21 protein-coding genes and 2 pseudogenes are annotated in these 22,279 nt (G+C 60.7%); 15 read left to right on the forward strand and 8 right to left on the reverse strand.

The window, feature by feature from the left end; translation table 11 throughout:
* Window positions 1-512: 512 nt before the first annotated feature.
* The 3 genes from AC0L2V_RS25405 (at window position 513) to AC0L2V_RS25415 (ending at window position 2,519) form a co-directional block, all read left to right on the forward strand.
* Window positions 513-818: a DUF4238 domain-containing protein gene (locus AC0L2V_RS25405; protein WP_473511795.1), complete on the forward strand. Its 306-nt coding sequence runs from the start codon at window positions 513-515 to the stop codon at window positions 816-818.
* Window positions 818-1,468 carry a DUF4238 domain-containing protein gene (locus AC0L2V_RS25410; protein WP_473511793.1) on the forward strand — a complete coding sequence of 217 codons (651 nt, stop codon included), beginning with the start codon at window positions 818-820 and terminating at the stop codon, window positions 1,466-1,468. Before AC0L2V_RS25405 ends, AC0L2V_RS25410 begins: the two co-directional genes overlap by 1 nt.
* 307 nt (window positions 1,469-1,775) lie before the next feature.
* Window positions 1,776-2,519 carry a hypothetical protein gene (locus tag AC0L2V_RS25415; RefSeq protein WP_473511792.1) on the forward strand — a complete coding sequence of 248 codons (744 nt, stop codon included), beginning with the start codon at window positions 1,776-1,778 and terminating at the stop codon, window positions 2,517-2,519.
* Between the two features lie 311 nt (window positions 2,520-2,830).
* On the opposite strand, the gene AC0L2V_RS25420 is transcribed toward AC0L2V_RS25415, so the two are convergent.
* Entirely contained in the window at window positions 2,831-3,310 is a 480-nt protein-coding gene (locus AC0L2V_RS25420) for a hypothetical protein (protein ID WP_473521524.1), read from the reverse strand.
* A gap of 862 nt (window positions 3,311-4,172) precedes the next feature.
* Between AC0L2V_RS25420 and AC0L2V_RS25425 the strand changes: the two genes are divergently transcribed.
* From AC0L2V_RS25425 to AC0L2V_RS25435, 3 genes are all read left to right on the forward strand, one after another.
* Entirely contained in the window at window positions 4,173-4,358 is a 186-nt protein-coding gene (locus tag AC0L2V_RS25425) for a hypothetical protein (protein WP_473511788.1), read from the forward strand.
* 327 nt (window positions 4,359-4,685) lie between these two features.
* Complete coding sequence (locus AC0L2V_RS25430; RefSeq protein WP_473511787.1) at window positions 4,686-4,844, forward strand: hypothetical protein; 159 nt, start codon at window positions 4,686-4,688, stop codon at window positions 4,842-4,844.
* A gap of 54 nt (window positions 4,845-4,898) precedes the next feature.
* Entirely contained in the window at window positions 4,899-5,786 is an 888-nt protein-coding gene (locus AC0L2V_RS25435; RefSeq protein WP_473521525.1) for a hypothetical protein, read from the forward strand.
* 448 nt (window positions 5,787-6,234) lie between these two features.
* Here the strand turns inward: AC0L2V_RS25435 and AC0L2V_RS25440 are convergent, their stop codons facing one another.
* Complete coding sequence (locus AC0L2V_RS25440; protein ID WP_473511784.1) at window positions 6,235-7,005, reverse strand: helix-turn-helix transcriptional regulator; 771 nt, start codon at window positions 7,003-7,005, stop codon at window positions 6,235-6,237.
* Window positions 7,006-7,454: 449 nt separating this feature from the next.
* Here AC0L2V_RS25440 and AC0L2V_RS25445 point away from each other — a divergent pair, with 449 nt between their 5' ends.
* From AC0L2V_RS25445 to AC0L2V_RS25480, 8 genes are read left to right on the forward strand one after another with little or no spacing between them, the layout of a single operon-like run.
* Window positions 7,455-8,843 (forward strand): extracellular solute-binding protein, encoded by a 1,389-nt coding sequence (locus AC0L2V_RS25445; protein WP_473511782.1) that lies wholly within the window; start codon window positions 7,455-7,457, stop codon window positions 8,841-8,843.
* Window positions 8,844-8,897: 54 nt separating this feature from the next.
* Window positions 8,898-9,827 carry a carbohydrate ABC transporter permease gene (locus tag AC0L2V_RS25450; protein WP_473511780.1) on the forward strand — a complete coding sequence of 310 codons (930 nt, stop codon included), beginning with the start codon at window positions 8,898-8,900 and terminating at the stop codon, window positions 9,825-9,827.
* Window positions 9,824-10,642, forward strand: coding sequence for a carbohydrate ABC transporter permease (locus AC0L2V_RS25455; protein WP_473521526.1), 819 nt, complete (start codon window positions 9,824-9,826; stop codon window positions 10,640-10,642). The genes AC0L2V_RS25450 and AC0L2V_RS25455 overlap by 4 nt, the downstream gene beginning before the upstream one ends.
* An 18-nt stretch (window positions 10,643-10,660) precedes the next feature.
* Window positions 10,661-11,716, forward strand: coding sequence for an ABC transporter ATP-binding protein (locus AC0L2V_RS25460; RefSeq protein ID WP_473511776.1), 1,056 nt, complete (start codon window positions 10,661-10,663; stop codon window positions 11,714-11,716).
* Window positions 11,713-11,874: a hypothetical protein gene (locus AC0L2V_RS25465; protein ID WP_473511774.1), complete on the forward strand. Its 162-nt coding sequence runs from the start codon at window positions 11,713-11,715 to the stop codon at window positions 11,872-11,874. The genes AC0L2V_RS25460 and AC0L2V_RS25465 overlap by 4 nt, the downstream gene beginning before the upstream one ends.
* Window positions 11,875-11,899: 25 nt before the next feature.
* On the forward strand, window positions 11,900-14,167 hold the full coding sequence (locus AC0L2V_RS25470) for a propanediol/glycerol family dehydratase large subunit (protein ID WP_473511773.1): 2,268 nt from the start codon (window positions 11,900-11,902) through the stop codon (window positions 14,165-14,167).
* The gene (locus tag AC0L2V_RS25475; RefSeq protein ID WP_473511772.1) at window positions 14,164-14,583 is read left to right on the forward strand and encodes a diol dehydratase small subunit; all 420 of its coding nucleotides are present in this window, start codon (window positions 14,164-14,166) and stop codon (window positions 14,581-14,583) included. The genes AC0L2V_RS25470 and AC0L2V_RS25475 overlap by 4 nt, the downstream gene beginning before the upstream one ends.
* 11 nt (window positions 14,584-14,594) lie before the next feature.
* Window positions 14,595-15,389, forward strand: a complete 795-nt coding sequence (locus tag AC0L2V_RS25480) for an SDR family NAD(P)-dependent oxidoreductase (protein ID WP_473521527.1) — start codon at window positions 14,595-14,597, stop codon at window positions 15,387-15,389.
* Between the two features lie 616 nt (window positions 15,390-16,005).
* On the opposite strand, the pseudogene AC0L2V_RS25485 reads toward AC0L2V_RS25480, so the two are convergent.
* Window positions 16,006-16,522: pseudogene (locus AC0L2V_RS25485) on the reverse strand (S41 family peptidase); the annotation flags it as partial.
* Window positions 16,523-17,375: 853 nt separating this feature from the next.
* Window positions 17,376-17,573, reverse strand: a pseudogene (locus tag AC0L2V_RS25490) (IS630 family transposase); the annotation flags it as partial.
* Window positions 17,574-17,943: 370 nt separating this feature from the next.
* Here AC0L2V_RS25490 and AC0L2V_RS25495 point away from each other — a divergent pair.
* Window positions 17,944-18,276, forward strand: a complete 333-nt coding sequence (locus AC0L2V_RS25495) for an nSTAND1 domain-containing NTPase (protein WP_473521554.1) — start codon at window positions 17,944-17,946, stop codon at window positions 18,274-18,276.
* A gap of 121 nt (window positions 18,277-18,397) precedes the next feature.
* On the opposite strand, the gene gmd is transcribed toward AC0L2V_RS25495, so the two are convergent.
* The 4 genes from gmd to AC0L2V_RS25515 form a co-directional block, all read right to left on the reverse strand.
* Complete coding sequence (gmd, locus tag AC0L2V_RS25500; RefSeq protein WP_473521528.1) at window positions 18,398-19,468, reverse strand: GDP-mannose 4,6-dehydratase; 1,071 nt, start codon at window positions 19,466-19,468, stop codon at window positions 18,398-18,400.
* A 146-nt stretch (window positions 19,469-19,614) separates the two neighbouring features.
* Window positions 19,615-19,752, reverse strand: a complete 138-nt coding sequence (locus AC0L2V_RS25505) for a hypothetical protein (protein WP_473521529.1) — start codon at window positions 19,750-19,752, stop codon at window positions 19,615-19,617.
* A gap of 92 nt (window positions 19,753-19,844) precedes the next feature.
* Window positions 19,845-20,417 (reverse strand): FkbM family methyltransferase, encoded by a 573-nt coding sequence (locus AC0L2V_RS25510; protein WP_473521530.1) that lies wholly within the window; start codon window positions 20,415-20,417, stop codon window positions 19,845-19,847.
* Between the two features lie 498 nt (window positions 20,418-20,915).
* A complete protein-coding gene (locus AC0L2V_RS25515) occupies window positions 20,916-22,253 on the reverse strand; it encodes an NAD(P)H-dependent oxidoreductase (protein ID WP_473521531.1) in 1,338 nt (445 codons plus the stop codon).
* Window positions 22,254-22,279: the final 26 nt, after the last annotated feature.

Consider the following 22,279-nt stretch of genomic DNA (forward strand, 5'->3'; position numbering starts at 1 on the left):
GTCTTCAACAACCGAACCGGAAGCCGACATAGGTCAGTCCCGGACGGAAGGTTGTGAAGGCTCCGTAGACGCGATTGCCAAACCAACGTCAGAACGAAGGGGCCGCACATACAGTTGTGTAAGGCTCGATTGCGCCGGTCCGACAGCGTAATGAACGACACGGCCGGATATCCGCTGGGGCTTCGGCTGTTCTCCTTCAATGAGGACGGGGAGAACCCGTCTCCCGCCTCTGCCAATAATGCCTTCGTCAGCCGATTCCCGGATATCCGAACCATGTTGGAGTATTTTCACAAGCGCGCGAGCTTGCGAGATACGGCACTCTATGCTCGTGATGAGGGTGCCCCCAGTCTAACGCGAGAGCAGCTGGACATCGGTCTTCGAGAGCACACGTTCCTAACGATCGGCCTGATCTGGGCGGCTAAGTCACCTACCACAAAGAACCAGAGCCGTTCGTCGTCCAGATCCTCGGCGCGATATCGGCAGCGATCGGTCTGCAAATATTACGGGCAATAATGGCAGAGAAGGCAAATCACCACTTCATCCCTCAGTTTTATCTGCGAAATTTCAGCGTTGGCTGTGACAAGCGGAAAGCCAAGGTCTTCTGCTACGATCAGTCGACGAGAAAGTCGTTCGAGACCTTGGTCCGGAACGTTGGCAGCCGGCGCCACTTCTTCCGCATCGATGTCAAGGGCTTCGACCCCAATCACATCGAAGACGGGATGGCTGAGATCGAGGATGAAATCTCAGGGCATCTCGCCGAGGCGATCGCCGCCAAGGGCTTCCCTTCTGACGCCCATTTTCCCCGGTCATGCTGCTGATGGCGAATGTGGCCGTGCGCAATCCACGCTTCAGGTCGATGAACGAAGAATTTCATCCCAAGATCGTCAACGGCATGATGGGTATGATGCTGAAACACAAGGATCGGTTCGAGGACTCGGTGAAGCAGGCTCGAGAGAACGGCGTCCCGATCCGGGATGACATCAACTACGAGGATATGAAGGCTTCCATTGATCGTGGCGGATACGAGATCGCGATCGATCAGACCTACCTAATCGGATTGGAGCTCCAGGCGGTCCAGCCGGCCCTCGAACAGCTGGCTCGCAGGAGCTGGTCTTTCGTCTCGGCCGAACCTGGCTACACCTATGCGACGTCCGACGATCCGGTAATCCTAAGTTGGGCTGACGGAAAGCCGAGGCCCTACTCGCCGGGGTTCGGCCTCCAAAATACGATCGTTATGTTCACGATCTCGCCTGAGCTCGCCTTGGTCGGGCTCTTCGTCAAACAGCCTGCGCAGCGAGATCATCGCCGCGACCAGGTCGCCGCACTGAATACGAGCATTGCTCGATATGCGACCAAGCAGCTCTATGCTCGCGACGGGTCGTTCGAGATCCACACCAGGACAGAGCCGTACGTCCGAAGCCGGGACCTTGGCGCGGCGTTGGAACGACAGGCGAGAGGTGGGGGCTGATGTCTGCTATGGGCGCATTGCCGCCCGGAACTTCGAGACCGACTGCCGCCAACTGCTTCCACGCGAGCGCACAAGATAGCGGACGCCGCTCGAGACAACGCCAGGATGTTATCTGCACCCTATTCCCAACAGGTCGTCGAGAAGTGTGTGACTACCAGAAGATCAGAATTGAGCGCGGTCCAACCGCGGATCCCAAGGTGTTGGCGCGATGAAACAGTTCGTGCTATTTGCTCGCGCCTACGCGGAGGAAGCATGGTCCGGCGCCTCATATCCATGCTCGCCAGCCACATCGAGTTACTGATTTCCGATGAAACAAGAACTTCCTGACGGCCTCGATGCACTACGGGCTGAGCTCAGCCTCTCTGATATAGTGGGACTTATAGAGCGAACGGCTCGCTGGGTTGCCGCCGACACTTTCCGCAAGCTTCCCGTCTGGTATCCGGAACACGCTCGTCGCGGCCTCTTCTACAACAGGAATTGGTCCGAACCCCGGTTCAACACCAATCGGCAGACCGGGAACAAGGTGCACAAGCAAGAGGGGAATCTTTACGCCAACCAGGCCCTGACGCAGGCGCTCGGGCTGCGCAAGGACGATCGCCCAAACTGGTCCTGTTGCCACATCTGGGGCATCGATGACGCGGCATATGGATCAACGAATGTAGTGGTGCAGGACGCTCGGTTCTTCTCGTGCGTCGCCAATATGGTCCTGCTCCCGACGCCGCTTAAGGCGTTCACGGACGTGATGCCCGAAGTGAAAGCCATGCTGCGAGCGTGCGCCTTCTTCACCTATGACTGGCGCTGCGACCACGAAGAGCTAGCCCCGGTCGATCTTAAAGCTGTGATCAAGGATCCCGCATATCCGAAGAGTTGGCCGAGGGCTTCGCGGGATGCAGCTCCCCCCGGCACCGTACCTTTAGACAGCGGAATCGCGCACGCCGCTGACCGCCGTCTGGCGGCGATCCGCCGAAATCTCGAGTCTGCGGGCCTGCATTATCCGCGCGAGCAGGTACGAGCCGCGCTGGCCTACTGGGGCCTCACCTTTAGGGGTTAGTGCCGGCGAACAGTTATGTGCTGCGTCACGGCCGCTGCTGCCTCAAGGGGCGCTATCGTCCGCCAGGACGACGCTCTTAGCCGCGCCGGCCGCATAGCGGATGCTGTCGCCGGCGATGTTGAGACCGCCATCAGCGTCCGATCCGAGCGGATTTGGGAGAATGTCGATTTTTGTCGCGCCGGTCTGTCCGACATTTCGACGTAGGCGACCACATACCGCTCGGCCGATCTTGACCGCGCAGCATCGCGCGCACGGCGAACCTCCGTCTCCCCCAGCTCGAATTGACAGGGTCCTCGGTACTTGTCTTTACATCAATGTCCCAAGTCTGCTTGTTGAAGCTGACGCAGAAGTCGTAACCGAGAGCATCGTTGCCTCGCGACCGTTGAATGGGCTAGCGCCCTCGGCTTGCAGAGCTGCGACGCCTCTTGCGCGCCTCCTCGCGGTGCGAGGTCGGCAAACGGCCCGCTCAGCAACTTCTTAGACAGGCCTTGGGTGATTTCCTCGGACAGCTTCAGCCAGTCGACCGCCAGCGGATCACGCAGCTTACCATTCAGGCGCACCGACCGCGCCTCGCTGTCTCGCAGCGCTCGCTCCCCACGCTCCTTCTGCGCTTCCGCCTCAATCTCCGTCTCGGCGATGCCAAGCTCTGCAGGGTCGAGGGTGCGGCCCATATCCAACGGCCAGATTCCCAGCCGCACGAACCAGATCAGGAGCTCGGCCTCGGCCCAGGCACGGCAGTCGAACGCACCAGCCCCATGCAGCCACCGCCGCAGCTCGGCCTCCGCCTGCACTGGGTCGCGCCCAGCCCGTGGATCTTCGCCGATTTCTGAACGCCCCACGCTCGCACCACCGGCTGCGCGCGCCGCGTCACCTTCTTAAGCATTGCCTCCGAGGATTTTCGTGGTGCGGCTGCAATAAGCAGCTTTACCCACCGCCTCTCACGGGGATCACGCTGAATTCCGTGCATCCATCGGATTCACCAGAGATTTCAAAAATCGGACCCGGGGACCCTGAGAATCCTTCCATCGGTCTTAATATAGAGCTCTAGCGGGCTCCGAATGGTGCGGTCGAGCTTGAATCAGGCCCCAAAAGAGTTGGAAATTAACTAGTCCAGTTAATCTTAACAGGAGTGTCCGTCTCATCGTAACAAACGCTTATCAGATCTATTTCCATTTGGCAGCTAGCCGCATTTTCTTCTGGTTCTTCTTGGTGTTTATCAACTCTCACTCGCTGACGCGATGGATGTCGGATCGGCAGAGATCCTTATCCAGAACCCTCGGCAGTCACACCCGGCTCGGGAAGACGTCTATGCTTCGGAAGTGCTGAATCGTGTCGTTCTTCTATGAATTGTTTGCGGCAAACATTTCGACCCTTTGCGGAACTCTCCAGCAATCAAAGAGAACTATGCCTTCCGAGAGCTGATCAGGTCGGAAGACTATCGCCGAAAGCTACGCGGTCTACTAAGATTGGACGACCAGCAAATTTTGCCACCGAGGCTTCTCGCGTTGATGGTGGAGCTTCAGGAGGAGCTTGAGCGGCGAGGATAGAATTGGCTGACGAGAACATCAGCTGCACTGAGGTGCCAAACATTCCTGATCTCTAACGGAACCATTCCGTGACCCGCGAGTTGCGGCCCAGTCGGAACTCCTGCAGATGGCAAAGCGCGACAGAGACGGGCATAAGACCCTTGCCGAGGCCGTTCGGGAGTTGATCGGTACCGAAGACAATCGTCGCCACGTGAACAAGCTGTTTGGGCTGAAGGTCGAACCAGAACTGACGCCAACCCTCGCTTCATTGCTTGGGGCGATCGGTAAGGCCAGTCGGGACGAAATCCCTTAGCTGCATACTCATTGCGTATTGGCTCTACCTCGGCTCAGGGTGCGAATTTTGCTAGGGACGGCCCGACAGTCTATCGGGTGGCTATCGGGCCGCCGCGCCTAGCCGGCGGGCGGGGGGGCGTTGGGGTCGCCGGCTGGGCGAAATGTATGCCACTACATGCATCATTGCTAATTTAGTAAAAAGATCATGGTCCGTTCTCCTAGCCATCGAATCGGATGAGCCTAGACTCGAACCTGTGCGCAAACGAGTGACTACCGGTGCTGGCCGGCTACAATTTATTCCTCCGATGATGCCTACCTTGGTCGCCCCAAGATGACGACTGGATGCATGAGACAATTCGACGGCTACCGCTGCCAGATCATCATCGACGCCGGCAGTGCGCGGATTTTCACCCGCCGCGGTCTCGACTGGACATCGAAGTACCGCGATCTGGTCGAGGCAGCCAAAGCTCTCAACGTTAGAGAACGCCATCATCGACCAACATGATACATAATTGGTTGCCGGGGACATGGCGTCGCCCCCGTTTTGGTGGAGAAGCCGATGTATCCCGTTGGTATCCGTTCCGCTTTCCTGGCGGTGGCCCTGTCGCTTGGCGCGATGCCAGCCGTCGCCGAGCAGCGCATTGCTGTACGTGAGGTGTTGCCCGCCAACCCGGCCTCCGAACTGCTTGCCAGACAGATGCAGCATCTGGTCGGCTCCGAACTCGCAATGCTGGTCGAGAAAGCGCAGGCCGAAGGAAGCTGCGAGGCCGTCATCGTCGATGTCGGCAGCACGATAACCGAGGCTCGCGCCGCCGAAAAGAAGCTCATGGATGAAGGTTATGCCCCAAGGAACCTCGTGATCGAGGAGCTGCGCGTCGATACGTTCATCGACGGCGTGGTCGGCATCGGTGACGGCGACGTGACCTGGATCATGCAGGTCACCGATGGCGACGGGAAATTGATTTCCGACGACAAGGGATTTCTCGGCGAGGACAAGGTGGCGGAGGCGGCCGAGGCGATAGCCAGGAGTCTGTTCGACAAGCTTTGCAAGAAGACGGCCTATCGAGCGAAGGGCGGATACGATGATCTGACCATCGATCACACAGTGTGCGACCTGACCAAGCCATTCGAATTGCCAGGCACCGGGGCATCGGCGGGGATCCTCTTTTCGTTAGCCCCCAAAGGCGACGGCGGCAGTTTCACGGTTGGCGGCCTGGCCGCCGGCGTGCCCTGGTCGGGTGCCGGCAACTACATGGTCTCGCTCGATGGTGGCGGAGGCGCGATGGCGCTCACCGGGGCGTGGAAGATCACCACGCCGGTTGGCGTGTTCGGCGATAGCGGCACGATCAAGCTGACGCTGACGAAGGCCGAGGGTTGCGCCACTGAAGAGAAGAAGGCAGCGCCGGCTGCCAAGACGCCGCCAGCACAAAAGAAAAAGAAGGGGTGAAGTGCCCCCCGGCCAGTGGAAGACGACCTCGCGACGTTCCCACCAGGGCCCCAATATGAAACGACCGCACTGCCACGAGGTCACCGGGCCCGTCTTGGCTAAGCTCCACTCGCGCGGCAGGCGTCGACCTCAAGGAGGTGGACGAGGTGATCCGGGCCGGGGGTTAACCGCGGGGCACGGGCAGCGTCGATGGGTCAGATCCGCTCAGGGCCATAAGTCGTCGTCGGGCGACTCTGATGCGTGAACGGATACTATGCTCCATCTCATTCCCGAAAGCCGCCCGTCAGCTGACGGCCCCGTCCGTCTGCTAGTGCCGCAAGGCCGTCGTACGAAAGCGCCCATTCCGCCAGCAGAGGCCAACGTTCCCTTCATCCAAGAGCGGATGTTGGAGCATCCATTTTCCTGGCTCATCGATCGGCCGCGAAATAGCGGCGCCAGCCGCACCAGCCTACCCAGACTTGACCGGCCAAGAGGTGGTCGCCGGCGCCTTGATGAAGATTGCAAATAGTTCGCGCTGAGAGGATATGCGCATCTTGGCATAGATATTCTTGCGGTGGATGCGGACCGTTCCGGCTGAGATGCCCAGCAGGTTGTCGGTCGACTCGGAGGAGTGACCTTCAAGAACGAGGCCGACGACCTGCAGTTCTCGTGGCGTCAGCGGCGGCATGCCGCGTGCCTCCAATGCATCCTGCACGGTGCGCCGCATCACTGCCTTGTCGTCTTCAACCGGCGTCGCGGTCTTGAGCCTTTCGTCGGTGCGCCAGTGCATCTCAACGATACGCCGGACCAAGGGCTCGACGATACGCAGTGTGCGCAGGTCGTGCGCGGTGAAATTCTGGCGGCTGGGCGCGCGCATCAGCGACGTCGCTACGGTCCACCCGTCCTTGCCGGGGGTGAAAAAGGCGATCTCGTCGACCGGTCCGGTCTGCACATAATAGGACTTGTAGTATTCGCTCTTGTAGAACTGGTCGGGCGCAAGGTCGGACAGCCGGTAAACTCCCGACCGCGTGCCGTTCGCCGTCGCCTTATAGAACGGATCGAGTAGGTAAGGCCCGATCTCGTATTCCCGAACGTGGATGTCGAACTGCTTCGGGGCGAATGTGTGGTGGACGCACAGCGGCTTGCCCGGGCCGCTATAGGCGAAACTCACCGTGTAGTCGAATGGTGCGAGACGATGGATGGTTTTGGCGAACGCGTCGGGGAACTGGTGCGATCCCACCTGCAGAGAAGTTTGCCGAGGGCGTCGAACCATTCGGGATGCGACAGCAGTCGCCTGCCTGACGCTGTCTCAGAGGCTTCGTCCCTCACCGTCGCTCCTATCCCGAAAGGCATATGCGTTTTGGATTACACTGTAAGGGAAATATCCCATGATCGGCATGCTCTTATAGGCTTTCTCTAGTTTGTGGAATATGCCTTCTTTGTACCAAGTGCTACGCAGGCAGGCGTCGATAGCATATACTGACGCCCTGCGGTCTTGCGGACTGAGGCCTCTCGGACAAGTCGAGCGATTCCGCGCGCAGTGGTGGAGGACTTGAATGGCGGATCGCCGCCAACACGCCACAGATCTCACGGGCGGCCCGGGCACGGCCCGATCCCCCGGCGGACCAGCGTTCAAGCCCAGCCAAGTTGGAAAGCACCGCAACGATAATCATCCAAAGGGGAATCTCGATGTTTGAAGATAGTTCACGCCTACGCATGCTGATAACGGCGCCGGCGCTCGCGGCATTCGCGGCGCTCGGCATTGCCGGACAGGCCGGTGCCTGGACGCTGGAGGAAGCGGCGGCGCCGTATAAGGGCGCCACGATCCGCACTATCGGCGAGGCGCTGCCACCGCTCGAGGCGATGAAGAAGCTGGCGCCCGAGTTCGAGAAGCGCACCGGCATCACGGTCGAGATCGAGATGTATGAGGCGTCCGAGACCGCCAGCAAGGTGATGCTCGACCTCAACTCAAAGCGCGGCCGCTACGACTTTATCCTCCAGCAGCACCGCAATGTCGGCAAGTTCGTCACCAACGGCCATGTCGAGCCGATCGAGCAGTTTATGACCTCGGCGACGCTGCGCGACCCCGAGTTCAAGCCGGAGAAACAGCTGTACCAAGGTCTCTGGAAGGAAATCTCTTGGTACGGGGGTAAGGCCTATGGCTTCCCGTTCACCGCGCTCACAATGTACGCTTGGTATCGGTCCGATCTCCTGACCGACGCCAAGGAGATGGACGGCTTTAAGGCCAAGTACGGCTACGACCTCGGCCCGGCGCAGGACTGGAAGCAGTATCGCGACATCGCCGAATGGTTCAACCGCCCTGACCAGGGTCTCTACGGCACCGCACTTCAGGGCAAGCGCCACGAAGCGCTGTGGTACGAGTGGCTGAACTTCCTCTACTCCTTCGGCGGCGACATGTTGGAGGTGAAGTCGGGCTCCGAATGCGGCCCGGTCATCGTCAACAGCCCACAGGCCATTACCGCTACTGAATACTACAAGAGCCTGATGGCCTTCTCGCCACCGGACACGCTCAACTACTTCTGGGACGACGTCATGGCGTTGATGCAGCAGGGCAAGGTCGCCGAGCTCATCATGTGGAACGACGCGACCTACGCCGTCGCCGTCGATGAGAATGTGTCGACGGTCGTCGGCAAGATGGGTTTCGACATCGTGCCGCAGGGGGAAGGCGGCAAGGTCGCTCAGGTGGAGGGCTGGTCATACCTCATTCCAACGGCGTCCAAGAACAAGGAGGCCGCATACCTCTTCATCCAGTGGATGCTGGAGTACGAACAGCAGCTCAGCCAACATCTGAATGGCGGCGCTTCCGCAAGGCCAGATGTTTATGCATCCGCCGAGGTGCAGAAGCTGCCGTATGCCAAGGCATCGATGGCGTCCAATGAGGTGGCCAAGCCGAAGCCTACCATCCCGCAGGCGAGCGAGATGACCGACATCCTGGTCCGCGAATTGTCCTCCTATCTCGCCGGCGAGAAGGAAGCAAAGGCGGCGCTCGATGAGTCGGCCAAGGAGATCTCGGCGCTGCTCGGGGCCTGCGCACCGATGAAATATCCGGTGCAGTGAGGGCTGCTATCCTAATCCCGTGGGGACAACCCCCGGGAGAACGCCGGGCATATCATGACCAAAGGCACTCGATCTTCGCGCGGACAGTTCCTGCTCGACCGCGGCGCATCTATGCCCCTGATCCTGCCGGCGGCGCTGCTCGTCCTCGTCTTCCTCGTGGGGCCTTTTTATTACATGGTCTACACGGCCATGACCGACCTGAGTTTCGCCAATCCGGACCAGAAGGGCGTATTCATCGGCTTCGACAATTTTCGCAGGCTTGTGCGTGAGGATGCAATCTTCTGGGGCTCCTTCTGGCGTACCATCCGCTTCGTCCTGGTCGCGGTGTCGATCGAGTTCCTGCTCGGCTTCGTGCTGGCATGGCTGATCTGGCGCTACATCGAGCGGCAGCGCCTGCTGACGACGCTGCTGCTGGTGCCGATGATGCTAGCTCCTGTCGCTGTCGGGCTGATCTGGCGCCTGCTGCTGCAGGGCGACTTCGGCATGGCGACGCATTATCTGCGGGCCGTTGGCCTGCTGTCGCAATCCAGCGCCGTCTTCTCGTCGCCCGGCCTCGTCATGCCCACCATCATCGCCATCGACGTCTGGCAGTGGACGCCTTTCGTGACGCTGATCATCCTGGCCGGGCTGATGAGCTTGCCGCGCTCGCCCTTCGAGGCAGCGACAATGGACGGTGCCGGGCCGTGGCGGCAGTTCACCGACATCCTATTGCCGCTGATGCGCCCGATCATCGCGTTGGTGCTTCTGCTGCGCGGCATCGATGCCTTCAAAGAGTTCGACAAGGTCTTCATCATGACCGGCGGCGGCCCCGGTACCGTTTCGGAACTGCTCTCGATCTACGCCTACCGCGTCAACTTCAAGACCTGGAACCTCGGCTACGGCGCCGCGGTCTCGTTCATGGTCTACCTGGTCGTGCTGATCATGTGCTCGGTCTTTTACAAGGCCGTGTACTGGAAGTCGGCGGACCAAGAGGCTCGGCCATGAGCAAATCCTGGAAGATCCTCGCGATCGGAATCCTCGCCTGCGTACTGGTGCTTGCGCTCACGCCGTACGTCTGGATCTTGCTGACGTCCTTCAAGGGCCGCCTCGATATCCTCTCGACGCAGCCGACCTGGTTCTTCATGCCGACCTTCGCCAATTATCCGGCGGTTTTCATCGAGAAGGAATATCTCCCCCTCGTCTTCAATTCGCTGGTCATCTCTCTGGGATCGACTGCGCTGTCGATCCTGATCGGCGCGCCGGCCGCCTATGTGTTCGCGCGCACGGATTTCGCCGGCAAGGAAGACCTGTTTTTCTTCTTCCTGACGACGCGCATGGCGCCGCCGATCGCGATCGCGGTGCCGCTCTTCCTGTTCTTCACGACAATCGGCCTGACCGACACGATCTACGCCGTGGTGATTGCCCATACGAGCTTCAATCTGTCGCTGGTCGTCTGGATGATGCGCGGCTTCTTCGCCGAGATACCGAAGGAGATCGACGAGGCGGCGATGATGGACGGGCGCTCGAAGCTCGGAGCATTCGTGCGCGTCATCGTGCCGCTGGCCGCGCCCGGACTCGCGGCAACGGCGGTGCTCTGCTTCATCATGTCGTGGAACGAGTTCCTCTACGCCTTCATCCTCGTGGCGTTCGAGGGGCGGCCGCTGACGGTCGGCATTCCCGGCCTGATCACGCCACACGGCACCCTGTGGGGGCAGGTCGCCGCGGTGGCAGTGGTCGCCACCCTGCCGATCATCGTCTTCACATTTCTCGTCCAGAGGCACCTCGTGCGCGGCCTGACCTTCGGCGCGGTGAAGGGCTAAGGACCAGCGGATCATCCAATGGCAGTCTCGTTCAAGGAAGTGACGAAGCGGTTTGCGGACGGCACCGTCGCGCTCGATCGGCTCGATCTCGACTTCGATCTCGGCGAATTCATCGTGCTGCTTGGGCCCTCGGGCTCTGGCAAAACAACTGCGTGCCGCCTGCTCGCCGGGCTGGAGCAGCCGTCGAGCGGCCGCATCGAGATCGAAGGTAGGGACGTGACCAACGTGCCGCCGCGCTTCCGCGGCATCGGCATGGTGTTCCAGAACTACGCACTCTACAGCCACAAGACCGTCTTCGAGAACATCGCCTATCCCCTGCGTATCCGCAAAGTGGCCGCCGCGGAAATCGAGCGTTCGGTGAAGGACATGGCCGAGCTTCTGCGCATCGCCCACTATCTGCAGCGCAAGCCGGCGCAGCTCTCCGGCGGCCAGGCGCAACGTGTCGCCGTAGCGCGCGCGCTGGTCTGGCAACCGGCGATCTGCCTCATGGACGAACCGCTTTCCAACTTGGACGCGCTGCTGCGCCTGCATATGCGCACCGAGCTCAACCGCCTGCATCGCAAGCTCGACAAAACCTTCGTCTTCGTCACGCACGACCAGGAGGAGGCGATGACGCTGGCGACGCGCATCGCCGTGCTGAAGGAGGGCCGGCTGGTGCAGTTCGACGAGCCGAAGACGATCTACCGCCGGCCCGCCAACCGCTTCGTCGCCGAGTTCATGGGCCGCCCGGCGATGAACACGATCGGCGGAGTGGTCAAAGGCGGCATATTCAAGGCTGGCGCGGTGGCTTGCGCGGTCGATCGCCCCGACGGGCCGGTCACGCTCGGCATCCGGCCGGAGCAGATCGAATTCATGGCGTCGAATGCACCGGCAGCCATGACGCTCACCGTGGACGTGAAAGAAGCGATCGAACCCGACACGCTGCTGGTCTTCCAAAACGCGGGCGGGCAGGCAATCACGCTGCGGACGCAGACGAATTGCGATGCGATCGAGCCGGGACAGCCGGTGAGCGTCTCCTTCCCGAAGCAGGCGCTGCACTATTTCGACGCCGCCACGGGAAAGAGGGTCGAGTGACCGCCGCCAGCTTTGTCCCGCTCATCCTGACAGCGATCGTCTGGCTCGGCTTCTGGCGCGTCAACCGCATGAAGCGCTGGTTCACGATCGGCGAGGTGATCTTTTGGGACGTGATCGTGCTCATCCTCATCCAGCTTGTGTGGCTGCGATGGTTCTGAGCGCTCGACATATGGGAGGGACGCAATGACTTCGCCCCCGCGCTGGCGCCGCTTCGACGAATGGGACACGCGGCCGCTGCGGCACGACCGCTTTGCCGCGGAGGATCCGGAAGCGGGCTTTGCCACCTTTCACAGCCCGTGGGACCCCGCGCCGTCGGCGCGAGTCGAGAACGGACGCGTGGTCGAGATCGACGGTAAGCCGGAAGCCGACTTCGACATCCTCGATTCCTTCATCGCCGCACATCATCTCGATCTCGACGTAATCGACGAGGCGATGGCGATCGATTCGGGCGAAGTCGCCCGCATGCTGGTCGACATCAACGTGCCGCGCGAAAGGCTCGAGCGGCTGGCTCGCGGCATGACGCCGGCGAAGCTGGCTTCCGTCGTGTCGCACTTGTCGTCACTGGAGATCACCTTCGCCTATTCCAAAATGCGGCAGCGCCGCACGCCGGGAAACCAGGCGCACGTCACCAACGCTAAGGATGATCCTCTGCAGCTTGCAGCAGACGCCGCCGTTGCCGTGGCGCTCGGCTTCGACGAGATCGAGACGACGATGCGCGTTGCGTCGAACTCCTGGGCCAACGCCGTCGCCTGCGCCGTCGGCGCGTCGGTTGGGCGTGGCGGCGTGCTGTTCCAGTGCTCGATCGAGGAAGCGGAAGAGCTGCGCATCGGCATGGCTGGCTTCACTTCCTATGCCGAGACGGTATCGGTTTATGGCACGGAAGCTGCGTTCGTCGATGGCGACGACACACCCTGGTCCAAGGCTTTCCTCACCGCCGCCTACGCCTCGCGCGGCATCAAGGCACGCTGCACGTCTGGCGCATCCTCCGAGCTGCTGATGGGGTTTCACGAACATCAGTCCGTTCTCTACCTGGAAGCCCGTTGCCTCTGCCTGCAGCGCGCCATGGGCGTACAGGGAACGCAGAACGGCGGCATCGACGGCGCGCCGTTGACCGTCTCGATGGCGGGGGGCATGCGCGAGCTCATGGCCGAAAACCTCATCGCCGTCTGGCTCGGCCTTGAATGCGCCTCCGGCAACGACACCCGCGTCAGCGAGTCCGAGATCCGGGTTGGCGCCAAGATCACGCCCTTCCTCATGGCCGGCTCCGACCTGTTGTGTTCCGGCATGGGATCGATCCGCAAATACGACAATTCGTTCAACCCATCCCTGTTCAACGGCGAGGACGTCGAGGACTTCCTCGCTCTGCAGCGTGACCTCGAGGCGGATGGTGGGCTGACACCCATAGAGGAGAGCAATATCCGCGAGCTCCGCATGCAAGGGATCAAGGCGCTGGCCGCCGTCTTCCAGGAGCTTGGCCTCGCCGAAGTGCCGGAAGCCTGGATGCTCTCCGTTGCCGCCGCCTCGGGCTCGCTCGATACCGAAACCTTCTCGACCGGCGATGTCACGCGCATCAGCGAAGCGATTCGCGATCGCGGACTAACAGCGGTGGATGTGGTGCGGGCGCTGCACAAACGGGGCTTCGGGCGCGAGGCCGAGAACCTATTGCTGATGCTTCGCCAGCGCATCTCCGGCGACTATCTGCAGACGTCGGCCATCCTGCGCGACGGCAAGGTCATCAGCGCGCTCAACGATCCCAACGACTACCGGGGACCGGGCAGCGGATATCGGATGTCCGAAGCTAGATGGGAAGCGGTCCGAGGCGTGCGCGACGTTCAGACACGCGAGAAGGTGCTGGAGAGCGAGCGTCGCGTCGACCCGACCTCGGAGCCATGGCTGATTCCAGGCGGCGAGGCCGGCAAAGGCACGGATCCGCGCGAGGTGGTGATTGGCCTCAGCCCCGCATTCGGCAACGAGCTCACGCAAACGACCGCCGGCCACGACTTGATCGACGTGGTGCTGGCCCTGACCGATGGTGTGAGCGAGGGCGGCGGCGTGCCGCGCCTCGTTCGCATCCGACATACCGCCGACACGTCCTTCCTCGGCCTCACCGCGGCGCGCCTCTCCGGCTCGGGTTATGCCATCGGCATCCAGGCCAAGGGCACCGCAGTCATCCACCGCGCCGACCGGCTGCCGCACATGAACATCGAACTGTTTTCGAATGCACCGATCACGACGCTCGACCACTACCGCGCAATGGGCCGCAACGCCGCGCTCCACGCGCTGGGGCTCGTGCCGGAACCCGTCATCGTGCCGACCGAAGGTCAGGCGCTCGGCGCCCGCTACCATGTGCGCGTCGCCATGCTCTACGCGATAGAGATTGGGCTGGTAGTGCCGGATGCCCCTCCGCTCGATGTCACGTTTGCAATCGGACAAGGAGGGTTTCGACCGTGACATCCCCTCTCGACCTCTATCCCATCTCCGAGAATGCGCCCGATCAGGCGGTGTCGGCGTCAGGCATGCCGCTTGCCGACTTGACGCTCGACGCAGTGACTTCGGAACGGATCGGTGCCGAAGACATCCGGATTTCGGCCGGCGTGCTCAGACTTCAGGCATCGATCGCCCGCGATGCGGGCCGCGACCGGCTTGCGCTCAATCTCGAACGCGCCGCCGACCTCGTCTCCGTCCCGCAAGACCTCATCCTGGACACCTATGAAATGTTGCGGCCGGGCCGGATTCCCGAAGCCCAACTGCTGAAAGAGCGCGCCGAGCTGCTGCGTCGCGAATACGGCGCCCACGCCATCGCGGCGCTGATCGACGAAGCGGTCGCCGTTTACGAGCGCCGCAATCTGTTTCGCCGCCGGTACTAGGGGAGAACCAAATGATACTTCAGGGGCGGACCGCCATCGTCACCGGTGCCGGCTCCGGCATCGGCCGGGCCGGATCGGAAGCCATGGCGCGCGAGGGCGCGACGGTCATCGTCACCGACCGCGATCTCGATGCCGCGCGCGGCACGGTCGACTCCATCGCCGCCGCCGGCGGGCGCGGCGAGGCAATCCGTGTCGACGTCACCGACGATGCAGCCGTCGTCGGCGTCATCCAGGACGTGGCCGAGCGATATGGGCGCATCGACATCTTGCACAATCATGCCGGTGTGCAGGTCGCGGGCAGCGTCGAGGAGATCGACGGCGCCGGTTTCGATCGCTCTTGGGCGGTCAACGTGCATGCCCAGTTCGTCGCCTGCCAAGCAGTCCTACCGGTCATGAAGAGACAGCGCGGCGGCGTCATCCTCAACACGTCGTCGAACTCCGGCGTCTTCCTCGACAGAGCGATGACCGCATACATCACCAGCAAGGCTGCATCGATCACCATGACCCGCCAGATCGCACTGGATGTCGCGCGCTACGGCATCCGCATCAATTCGCTCTGCCCCGGCTGGGTCGATACGCCGTTCAACGATCCCTACACGGACCAACTCGGCGGCCGCAAAGCGCTGGAGCACGCGATCGCCAACATCGTCCCGATGGGCCGCTTTGCAACGACCGACGAGATCGCCGAGGTCATTCTGTTCATGGTGTCCGACAAGTCGTCCTACATGACCGGCCATGCACTGGTCGCTGACGGAGGCGAGTCACTCGCGGGTGGGACGAATTCGGGCCAATCTATCATCCGTTGAGCCTATGCAGCGCGTTTTTCGTTGTTCGAACTTGACGTCTGCTTCACACATCAATTTGGCGGAACGCTGACAGTGCGCAATCGGCCCCGTTCGGTCATAGCGCTCGCGAACCGGAACAGGGCGACGCAGTGCCGCGATCTGCGCTGCACGTAGGCCTATCCGAAAAGCAAGAGCCAATCTGGCTGCCTCGGCATTGGGTACCGCGATTGGGAATTCGATCACATTTCCTTCATCTGGGCCGCGACCCTCGCCGTTGGTAGGCTCATTCTCGACGGCAGAAATCCAGGATCGCTTGCACCTCTCCATTTTGGGGATCTGCTACGAACAGTAGATGTCGTGCATTTATGGGAACCGCTCTTGAAGCCGTGACAGTAGGCGGGGTTCCCCTCGGCATTTTCTTCGGCTTTATTTTCTACGGGCTACGCTCTGGGCAACAACTACTTTCCATAAGCGTCGACGCCTTAGGCTCGCCGAAAGTACCCGCGCGATTCGCCCGCACATCGTTGAAGGTCGACCCGTACCCTTAGAACCGAACCAAGTTCGCCTAGACAAGGTTGCCCGACTAACGTCGCGGCAAACAAAACATCACAAGGACCAGGCAAGCGAAGACACGCCGCTATTGGTTGTTGATGGCGCTATCCGGGTTGGGTGGGAACGCCGCATGGGTCCTCTCGCCGCGCAAAAGCTGCTCGGCATAGATCAGCTGCAGGTCGTCGTTCGAATCCGGCGGCACATTGGCCGCGGAACCCAAGCCCTCCTCGTTTTCTTCGGCGCCCTTGATATGGCCTTGAAGGTGGACCCACCACGCGACACATCTCGACCCCGCAACTTTTCCGGCAGCGGCTGCTCGACCCTTATGTCGGGCGTGATGCCCTTGGCCTGGATCGATTTGCCAGCCGGCGTGTAGTAGAGCTCCGTCGTCAGGCGCAACGCGCCACCGTCGCCAAGCGGAATAATCGTCTGCACCGAACCCTTGCCGAATGCGTGCCGAGCACCGTCGCCCGGCGATGATCCTGCAAGGCCGCAGCCACGATTTCCGAGGCGCTGGCTGAGCCGCCATTGACGAGCACGATCAGCGACTTGCCGCCGATCAGGTCCCCAAAGCTCGAGTTGAAGCGAGTGATGTGCTTGGGGGCCTAGCCCCGCGTCGAGTTAGCCATGACTGTGAACAATGTCGAATATGGGCTTTGCAACGTGCTGTAGGTGGGTTGGTACCTGCCGGCTTTCAGGTCGCATCGTTTGTGGTCCTTCGTCCGGCATTTTGAATGGACAGCACGATGTCGTCCTCGCGCATGCGGCGCATGAGTTCGTGACGCAAAATGGTCTAAAGCCTCTCAGGTCGGCCGATGCTGTCGTCGATCAGCTCCCGGATCTGCTTTCGGCGATGTCGGACCATCATGCGCATCGCCGCCAGAGCGCTTTCGATTGGGCCGCTGCCGAGACGATAAGCCGGTCGGCCATGATCAAGGTGGGATACCGAAACAGCAAGTCTTGCAGCCAATGTTCGTCATAAGCATGCTGCGGCAGAGCATTCGAACCTGGCGCTTGGCCTGAGACAGGCGATGGGTTTCGTATTAGAGATCAGCGGTCCAGTGATTCGGTAACTGTCGAATTGAAGTCAGAAAATAATAAAGCACTCATTTGAAGATCTCCATCTTAACATTTCGTCATGAAGGTGGAAGTCATAATTGAAGCATTCCGAAATATCGTTTCGAAAACACCCCGATAAGTTCATGACAATTTATAGATGGACTTGCGCTCGTTGTGTTGGAGCAGTCAACTCGAATTGTCGGCGTCAATTTCTTCCGGCGAGCGAATTGGCTGCTAAGAGCTGTTTCGAAAGTCGCTCCGGCGAGTCATATGGTGGTGGTTTCGAGAGCCGGAGCGCAGCGGACATTTGGGTCCGTTAGCACCGGAAGCGCAGAAAACGCCATCATGGTCGTCGGAGCAGAATTTACAAACAGGCTCTTAGCCAAGCACACTGCGTCCAAGGAGCCGCGCCCCAAGCAGCATTGGCCCCGTCATGCCGCCCAGCCGCAGGCCGGCCGTGAAGGTGGTGATCTTCCAATGGCCGTGAGGAACGGCCGCCCGGCATCGTTCGCCGCTCAGGCTGCGTCCACGCATCCGCGCCATCTTTGTGGATGCCGCGGTCTCATCGATGAAGATCAGCCTGTCGGGGTCGAGAGAGGGCAACCTGCAGCCAGTGCTCGACCATTTCCGCACAGGCTTCAGGGGGCACCCAGCTTACATGTGCGTCAGTTTAGGAGCCCAACGCCAACTTCCGAGAGATGGCTGATGATCGGGCGTGGCGAGGAACAGTGTGTTCTTCAAAGAGTTTCGATGTCTCTGGTCATCATAGGTGACGTCGAGATCTCCGCGCTACCGGCGGACATGGCGCCGACCACCAGGCCGTTGACTTAGTGCTCGATGTGCAAGGCTGGGAACGGCTCAAGCAGGGCCTCAAACGGGCGGGTCTTGATGCCAAAGCTTCGGCTTTCCGCCCGGCCGATGGCCATATCCGGGATTCGAGCCTCTGACCGAGGAAGACGCTGCCATCTTCTTCGACCGCGACACTCAGGTTCTTCGCGCTCTGGACCGGCTGCGGCTGATGCGCGATGCCGGCGCAGAGCGGGCGCTCGTGGTTCTGGGCGCTTCAGGAGCCGGCAAGTCGTCGTTCCTGCGAGCGGGGTTGTGGCCGCGCCTACGCCGGATGACTTCGTTTCGATCAGCAAGTTGTCGAGCAGGAAATCGGCCGGATAGCGATCGTTGGCGAGAATCCGCCGACCTTTGCGGCTGCAAGGACCACGGCGTGGGGCCTGGTTTCTGTCATCCAGCGATGCACAGCGTCCTGATCTCGAAGGTCGAGAACGTCGCGCGGAACCATTAGGACTCGCAGTTTTCCTCCTCCAATCGCCGCGCCACAGCCGAGCCGACCATGCCCGGTGGCCAGTCACGAATATCCGTTTTGCGTCGACCCGATAAGTGTAGTCCATGAGGGCTGGCCCTCTCTAGACGCTACTGTCCATGTGCCAGCTCTCTCGCTCCAGACGTTTCAGATCGGCGGCCACCATTTCCGCCACGAGGTCGCTGAACGTCGTCTTAGGCGACCAGCCGAGCTTTGAGCGGGCTTTCGCCGGATTTCCCATCAGGAGATCGACGTCCGTCGGACGGAAATGGCGTGGGTCGACTCGGACGAGGATCTCTCCTGTCTTGCTATCCCGGCCGATCTCGTCCACCCCCTTACCTTCCCAGACGATGACGCGGCCGACTGCCCGAAAGGCACGTTCCACGAACTCGCGCACCGAATGGGTTTCGCCCGTAGCGAGGACGAAGTCGTCAGGCTCCGCGTGCAGAAGAATCCGCCACATGCCCTCCACATAGTCGCGAGCATGCCCCCAGTCGCGTTTCGCGTCCAGATTTCCAAGATAGAGGGTGGACTGAAAGCCTCGCTCGATACCTGCAACCGCACGTGTGATCTTGCGGGTCACAAACGTCTCGCCGCGCGTGGGGCCTTCATGATTAAACAGTATGCCATTGGAAGCGAACATTCCGTACGCTTCACGGTAAGTGATCGTGATCCAATAGGCATAGAGTTTGGCCGCCGCATAGGGAGAGCGCGGGTAGAACGGCGTCTTCTCCGTCTGGGGCACCTCCTGGACTTTGCCGAACAGCTCGGAGGTTGACGCTTGATAAAAGCGCACCCGCTCTTCCATCTTCAGGATGCGTATGGCTTCAAGCAGCCTGAGTGTGCCAAGGGCATCGGCGTTGCCGGTATATTCCGGCGTCTCGAAGCTTACCTGGACATGGCTTTGAGCCGCAAGATTGTAGATTTCGGTAGGGCGCGTCTGCTGAATGATACGAATGAGATTGGTCGCATCGGTCAGGTCGGCGTAGTGGAGAAAGAAGCGTGCGTCCGGTTCGTGCGGATCGACGTAGATGTCGTCGATGCGTTCGGTATTGAAGGAGGAGGATCTGCGTTTCAGTCCGTGGACAGTATAGCCTTTCTCCAGCAGCAGTCTGGCAAGATAGGCACCGTCCTGACCAGTCACACCAGTTATGAGCGCAATGCGATCTGTCATCGTGTCCCATCCAATCGTTGAGGGCTGTGGTGGCGCCGTCGACCGACGGTCCGCCCCCACACTCCTCAAATGAAAGGCGAAAGCGCTTTGTTCGACTAGAGTGTCATTGTGGGAGGCACACCAGCAAACGGAGGTAATCCCATCGCTCAATGCCCGTCCCAGCTACTTCCCGTCTCCGCGAGCTGCTTGCCGCCCATGCTGCCGTCGGCAATGCCGAACATGTGGGTCGTCTGACCAGTGCGGCGCGGGCCATGCCGGCTGAAATGTTCGCGTCCAGCCTGCATCTCGGGTCACCTGGCAAGCGTGGCGTCGGGGCGCTTGATGCCGACGATCCCCGCCACCGACGGCGGGTTGTCGAAAGTTCTCGTAAGGCTTGTTATCGCGTCAGCAAAAATGACAATTCGTGGCCCGCAGGAGAAACATGGAACAGGGTGTACCCCTGGCCCTTTATCGCTTCTACTGTTCGGTAGGTTTGCTTCACCGGAGTGCGGTGCCACCAGTGGTGAAACTCGACGAGAATCTGTCTCGGTAAGACATCAGATCCAAGCACCTGTGGAAGGACGTCGTGCTCTGCCCCCTCAACGTCGAGTTTCAGCACATCGATAGTTGCCAGTCCGAGCATATCCAGGATAGTAGAGTAACACCTCACGTTGCAGATAATGCTCTTGCCTGTAACCATCTTCGTGGAAAAATTGCTGCGCGTATCATCTTCGGACACAGCAAACGTCTGCTCCCCGTCGAAATTAGATATTCCCAGCGGGTAGATCCGCACAGTGGGGGGTAATTCCTGAGCGGCAATCCAGTCAAGACTGGCCGGAGTCGGATCAAACCCAAAGACCTTTGCGCCGAATACTTTGCTGATTTCCTGATCAAATGAAATGTCGTCCCCTAAGCCAAAGGAAAGAACAATAGGGGAGGGAGTTCCTAGAAGAGGCTCGACCGCAACCACCCAACCTCCATATACGGAGCCGAGTTTTTGTGTAGGAACAGAGCATTCGGGCCGGAGAAGATGATCGAAGCCTAAGGCCGCTCTTACAACGCGCTTACAATACCGGAGCCAATCTGGATTGTACATCAATAGTGCCTTTGGCTTATTCGTAGTAGCTGTTCCGCTTGACTGCGCCGTCCTCACCATGTCCAAAATGGACAAGAGCGCCAGATGGGTTCAGTCTTGCCTAACGCGGAGGGGCTATCGCCCTGAAAATTTTACACCAATTCCCTCCCGCGAGCAGAGTGTCATTGTGGCAGGCACTCCAGCAAAAGGAGGTAATCCCCATCGCTCGGCGTTCGTAACAGATGCTGCGGGAGCGTGCCTTGGCGGCCAAGGCGAGACTACCCAGGCAAAGCGCGGCGGCATGCTTCAGGTAATGGAAGTCGGATAGCGTTCGCGCCATCGGTTCGGCCATCTCGAACCTCCTCGGGCTCGGTCTGCGCAACATCCCGCTATCTAAGTGGTTGTAAGAACCTCGCGCTGCGGTGACGCGGCAGAGCTGCCGAAGAAGACAAGATCCTGCGCCCGGCGCAGTCCGTCGCACAGCCGCCCTATCGGAAGCTCGATGTCGTCATAGCCGAGCACCTCGTCGCGCTTGACGTCGCGCAGCAGTCGGCAGCCCTCGGCGAGCCCGATCGGCACAAGCCGCTCGGCGTGCACCGTCGGCGCGTTCTCGCAGAGGCCATAGGTCATGTAATGTCCGAGTCCATCGAGGATCTCTCCGGCACTAAGGTCCCGCTTGGCGGCGGCCACAACGTCAACGGTCGGCGCGCCCAGGGGCGCAATCGCAGCATCGCGGAAGATCGCGGCCCTCGCCACCGTGAAGGGCACCTCGAAATGACACAGATGATAAGGCCAATAGAAACAGTAGAGCGGCCCGGGGCCCATCTTGTAGAGTGACAGATAATGTTTCTCGAGGGCATTCTCTGTGGTGCCAAGAACGAAGACGCCGGGGTTGGGCATGGCGCCGACACAATAATCAACTATCCCCGGCCCCTCGAGGAGCTGATTGAGCGGATACCAGCCGACCGCCTCCTGGATCGGGGTCCCGGGCTCGACCACAGGCCCGTACATGCCGCGCTTGGCCACCAGCATGCCTGTGGCGTTGGCGACGATGGCGTTCTCGAATGAGATCTTCGTGCCGTCCGCGAAGGAGGTGACCATCGGGGCCTTCATCCCCCACTTCTTGGCAAATCCCTCCTGGGTCGTCGGATTTCGGTATGGATCGTGCAGGCCCTTGATGTTCCCGCAAAGCACGGGACGTATGCCCAGGCCCCTGACCCAACGGTAGAGGTTCATGATGACGCCCGGCTGATCCCCCTCCACATTGGTGAGGACCACGCCTGCCTGGTCGGCATACACTTTCAGGATTGGGCCGATCGTGCCGTCGAGTTCGGCATTCATCAGGGCGACATGCTTGCCGTGCCGGATCGCGCACATTGTGACTTGGGCAGCGAACTCGATCGCGCCTGTCGCCTCGACGACGATGTCGATGCCTTCGGCCTCGCAAATGTGCATCGGGTCCGCCGTGATCGCGCGGCGGCCGCGGGCCACGAGATCCTCAAGCGCTTTGGTGCTGGTCGCCTCCGTCACATCGTCCGCGCCTGCAGCGGCATAGGCCTCTCGCGCCTTTTCCACGTGTCTGTTGGAAATGGCTACGAGTTCCATGCCCGGAACATATCGCAGCATCTGCATCGCGATGCCTCGGGCCATGAAACCGGCCCCCACCATACCCACGCGAATTGGACGCCCCTCAGCCTGGAGCAACTCCAACTCCCTGTCGACGATGAACATTTGCGTCTCCTCTGTAGCGCTCCGCA

The sequence above is a fragment of the Mesorhizobium sp. WSM4814 genome (assembly GCF_055811595.1).

What these genes read in the sequence shown, in the direction of transcription:
- AC0L2V_RS25405 (WP_473511795.1), top strand. Translation starts at nt 513, where the DNA reads ATGGCAGAGAAGGCAAATCACCACTTCATCCCTCAGTTTTATCTGCGA.
- AC0L2V_RS25410 (WP_473511793.1), top strand. Translation starts at nt 818, where the DNA reads ATGGCGAATGTGGCCGTGCGCAATCCACGCTTCAGGTCGATGAACGAA.
- AC0L2V_RS25415 (WP_473511792.1), top strand. Translation starts at nt 1,776, where the DNA reads ATGAAACAAGAACTTCCTGACGGCCTCGATGCACTACGGGCTGAGCTC.
- AC0L2V_RS25425 (WP_473511788.1), top strand. Translation starts at nt 4,173, where the DNA reads ATGGCAAAGCGCGACAGAGACGGGCATAAGACCCTTGCCGAGGCCGTT.
- AC0L2V_RS25430 (WP_473511787.1), top strand. Translation starts at nt 4,686, where the DNA reads ATGAGACAATTCGACGGCTACCGCTGCCAGATCATCATCGACGCCGGC.
- AC0L2V_RS25435 (WP_473521525.1), top strand. Translation starts at nt 4,899, where the DNA reads ATGTATCCCGTTGGTATCCGTTCCGCTTTCCTGGCGGTGGCCCTGTCG.
- AC0L2V_RS25445 (WP_473511782.1), top strand. Translation starts at nt 7,455, where the DNA reads ATGTTTGAAGATAGTTCACGCCTACGCATGCTGATAACGGCGCCGGCG.
- AC0L2V_RS25450 (WP_473511780.1), top strand. Translation starts at nt 8,898, where the DNA reads ATGACCAAAGGCACTCGATCTTCGCGCGGACAGTTCCTGCTCGACCGC.
- AC0L2V_RS25455 (WP_473521526.1), top strand. Translation starts at nt 9,824, where the DNA reads ATGAGCAAATCCTGGAAGATCCTCGCGATCGGAATCCTCGCCTGCGTA.
- AC0L2V_RS25460 (WP_473511776.1), top strand. Translation starts at nt 10,661, where the DNA reads ATGGCAGTCTCGTTCAAGGAAGTGACGAAGCGGTTTGCGGACGGCACC.
- AC0L2V_RS25470 (WP_473511773.1), top strand. Translation starts at nt 11,900, where the DNA reads ATGACTTCGCCCCCGCGCTGGCGCCGCTTCGACGAATGGGACACGCGG.
- AC0L2V_RS25480 (WP_473521527.1), top strand. Translation starts at nt 14,595, where the DNA reads ATGATACTTCAGGGGCGGACCGCCATCGTCACCGGTGCCGGCTCCGGC.
- gmd (WP_473521528.1), bottom strand. Translation starts at nt 19,468, where the DNA reads ATGACAGATCGCATTGCGCTCATAACTGGTGTGACTGGTCAGGACGGT.
- AC0L2V_RS25505 (WP_473521529.1), bottom strand. Translation starts at nt 19,752, where the DNA reads ATGCAGGCTGGACGCGAACATTTCAGCCGGCATGGCCCGCGCCGCACT.
- AC0L2V_RS25515 (WP_473521531.1), bottom strand. Translation starts at nt 22,253, where the DNA reads ATGTTCATCGTCGACAGGGAGTTGGAGTTGCTCCAGGCTGAGGGGCGT.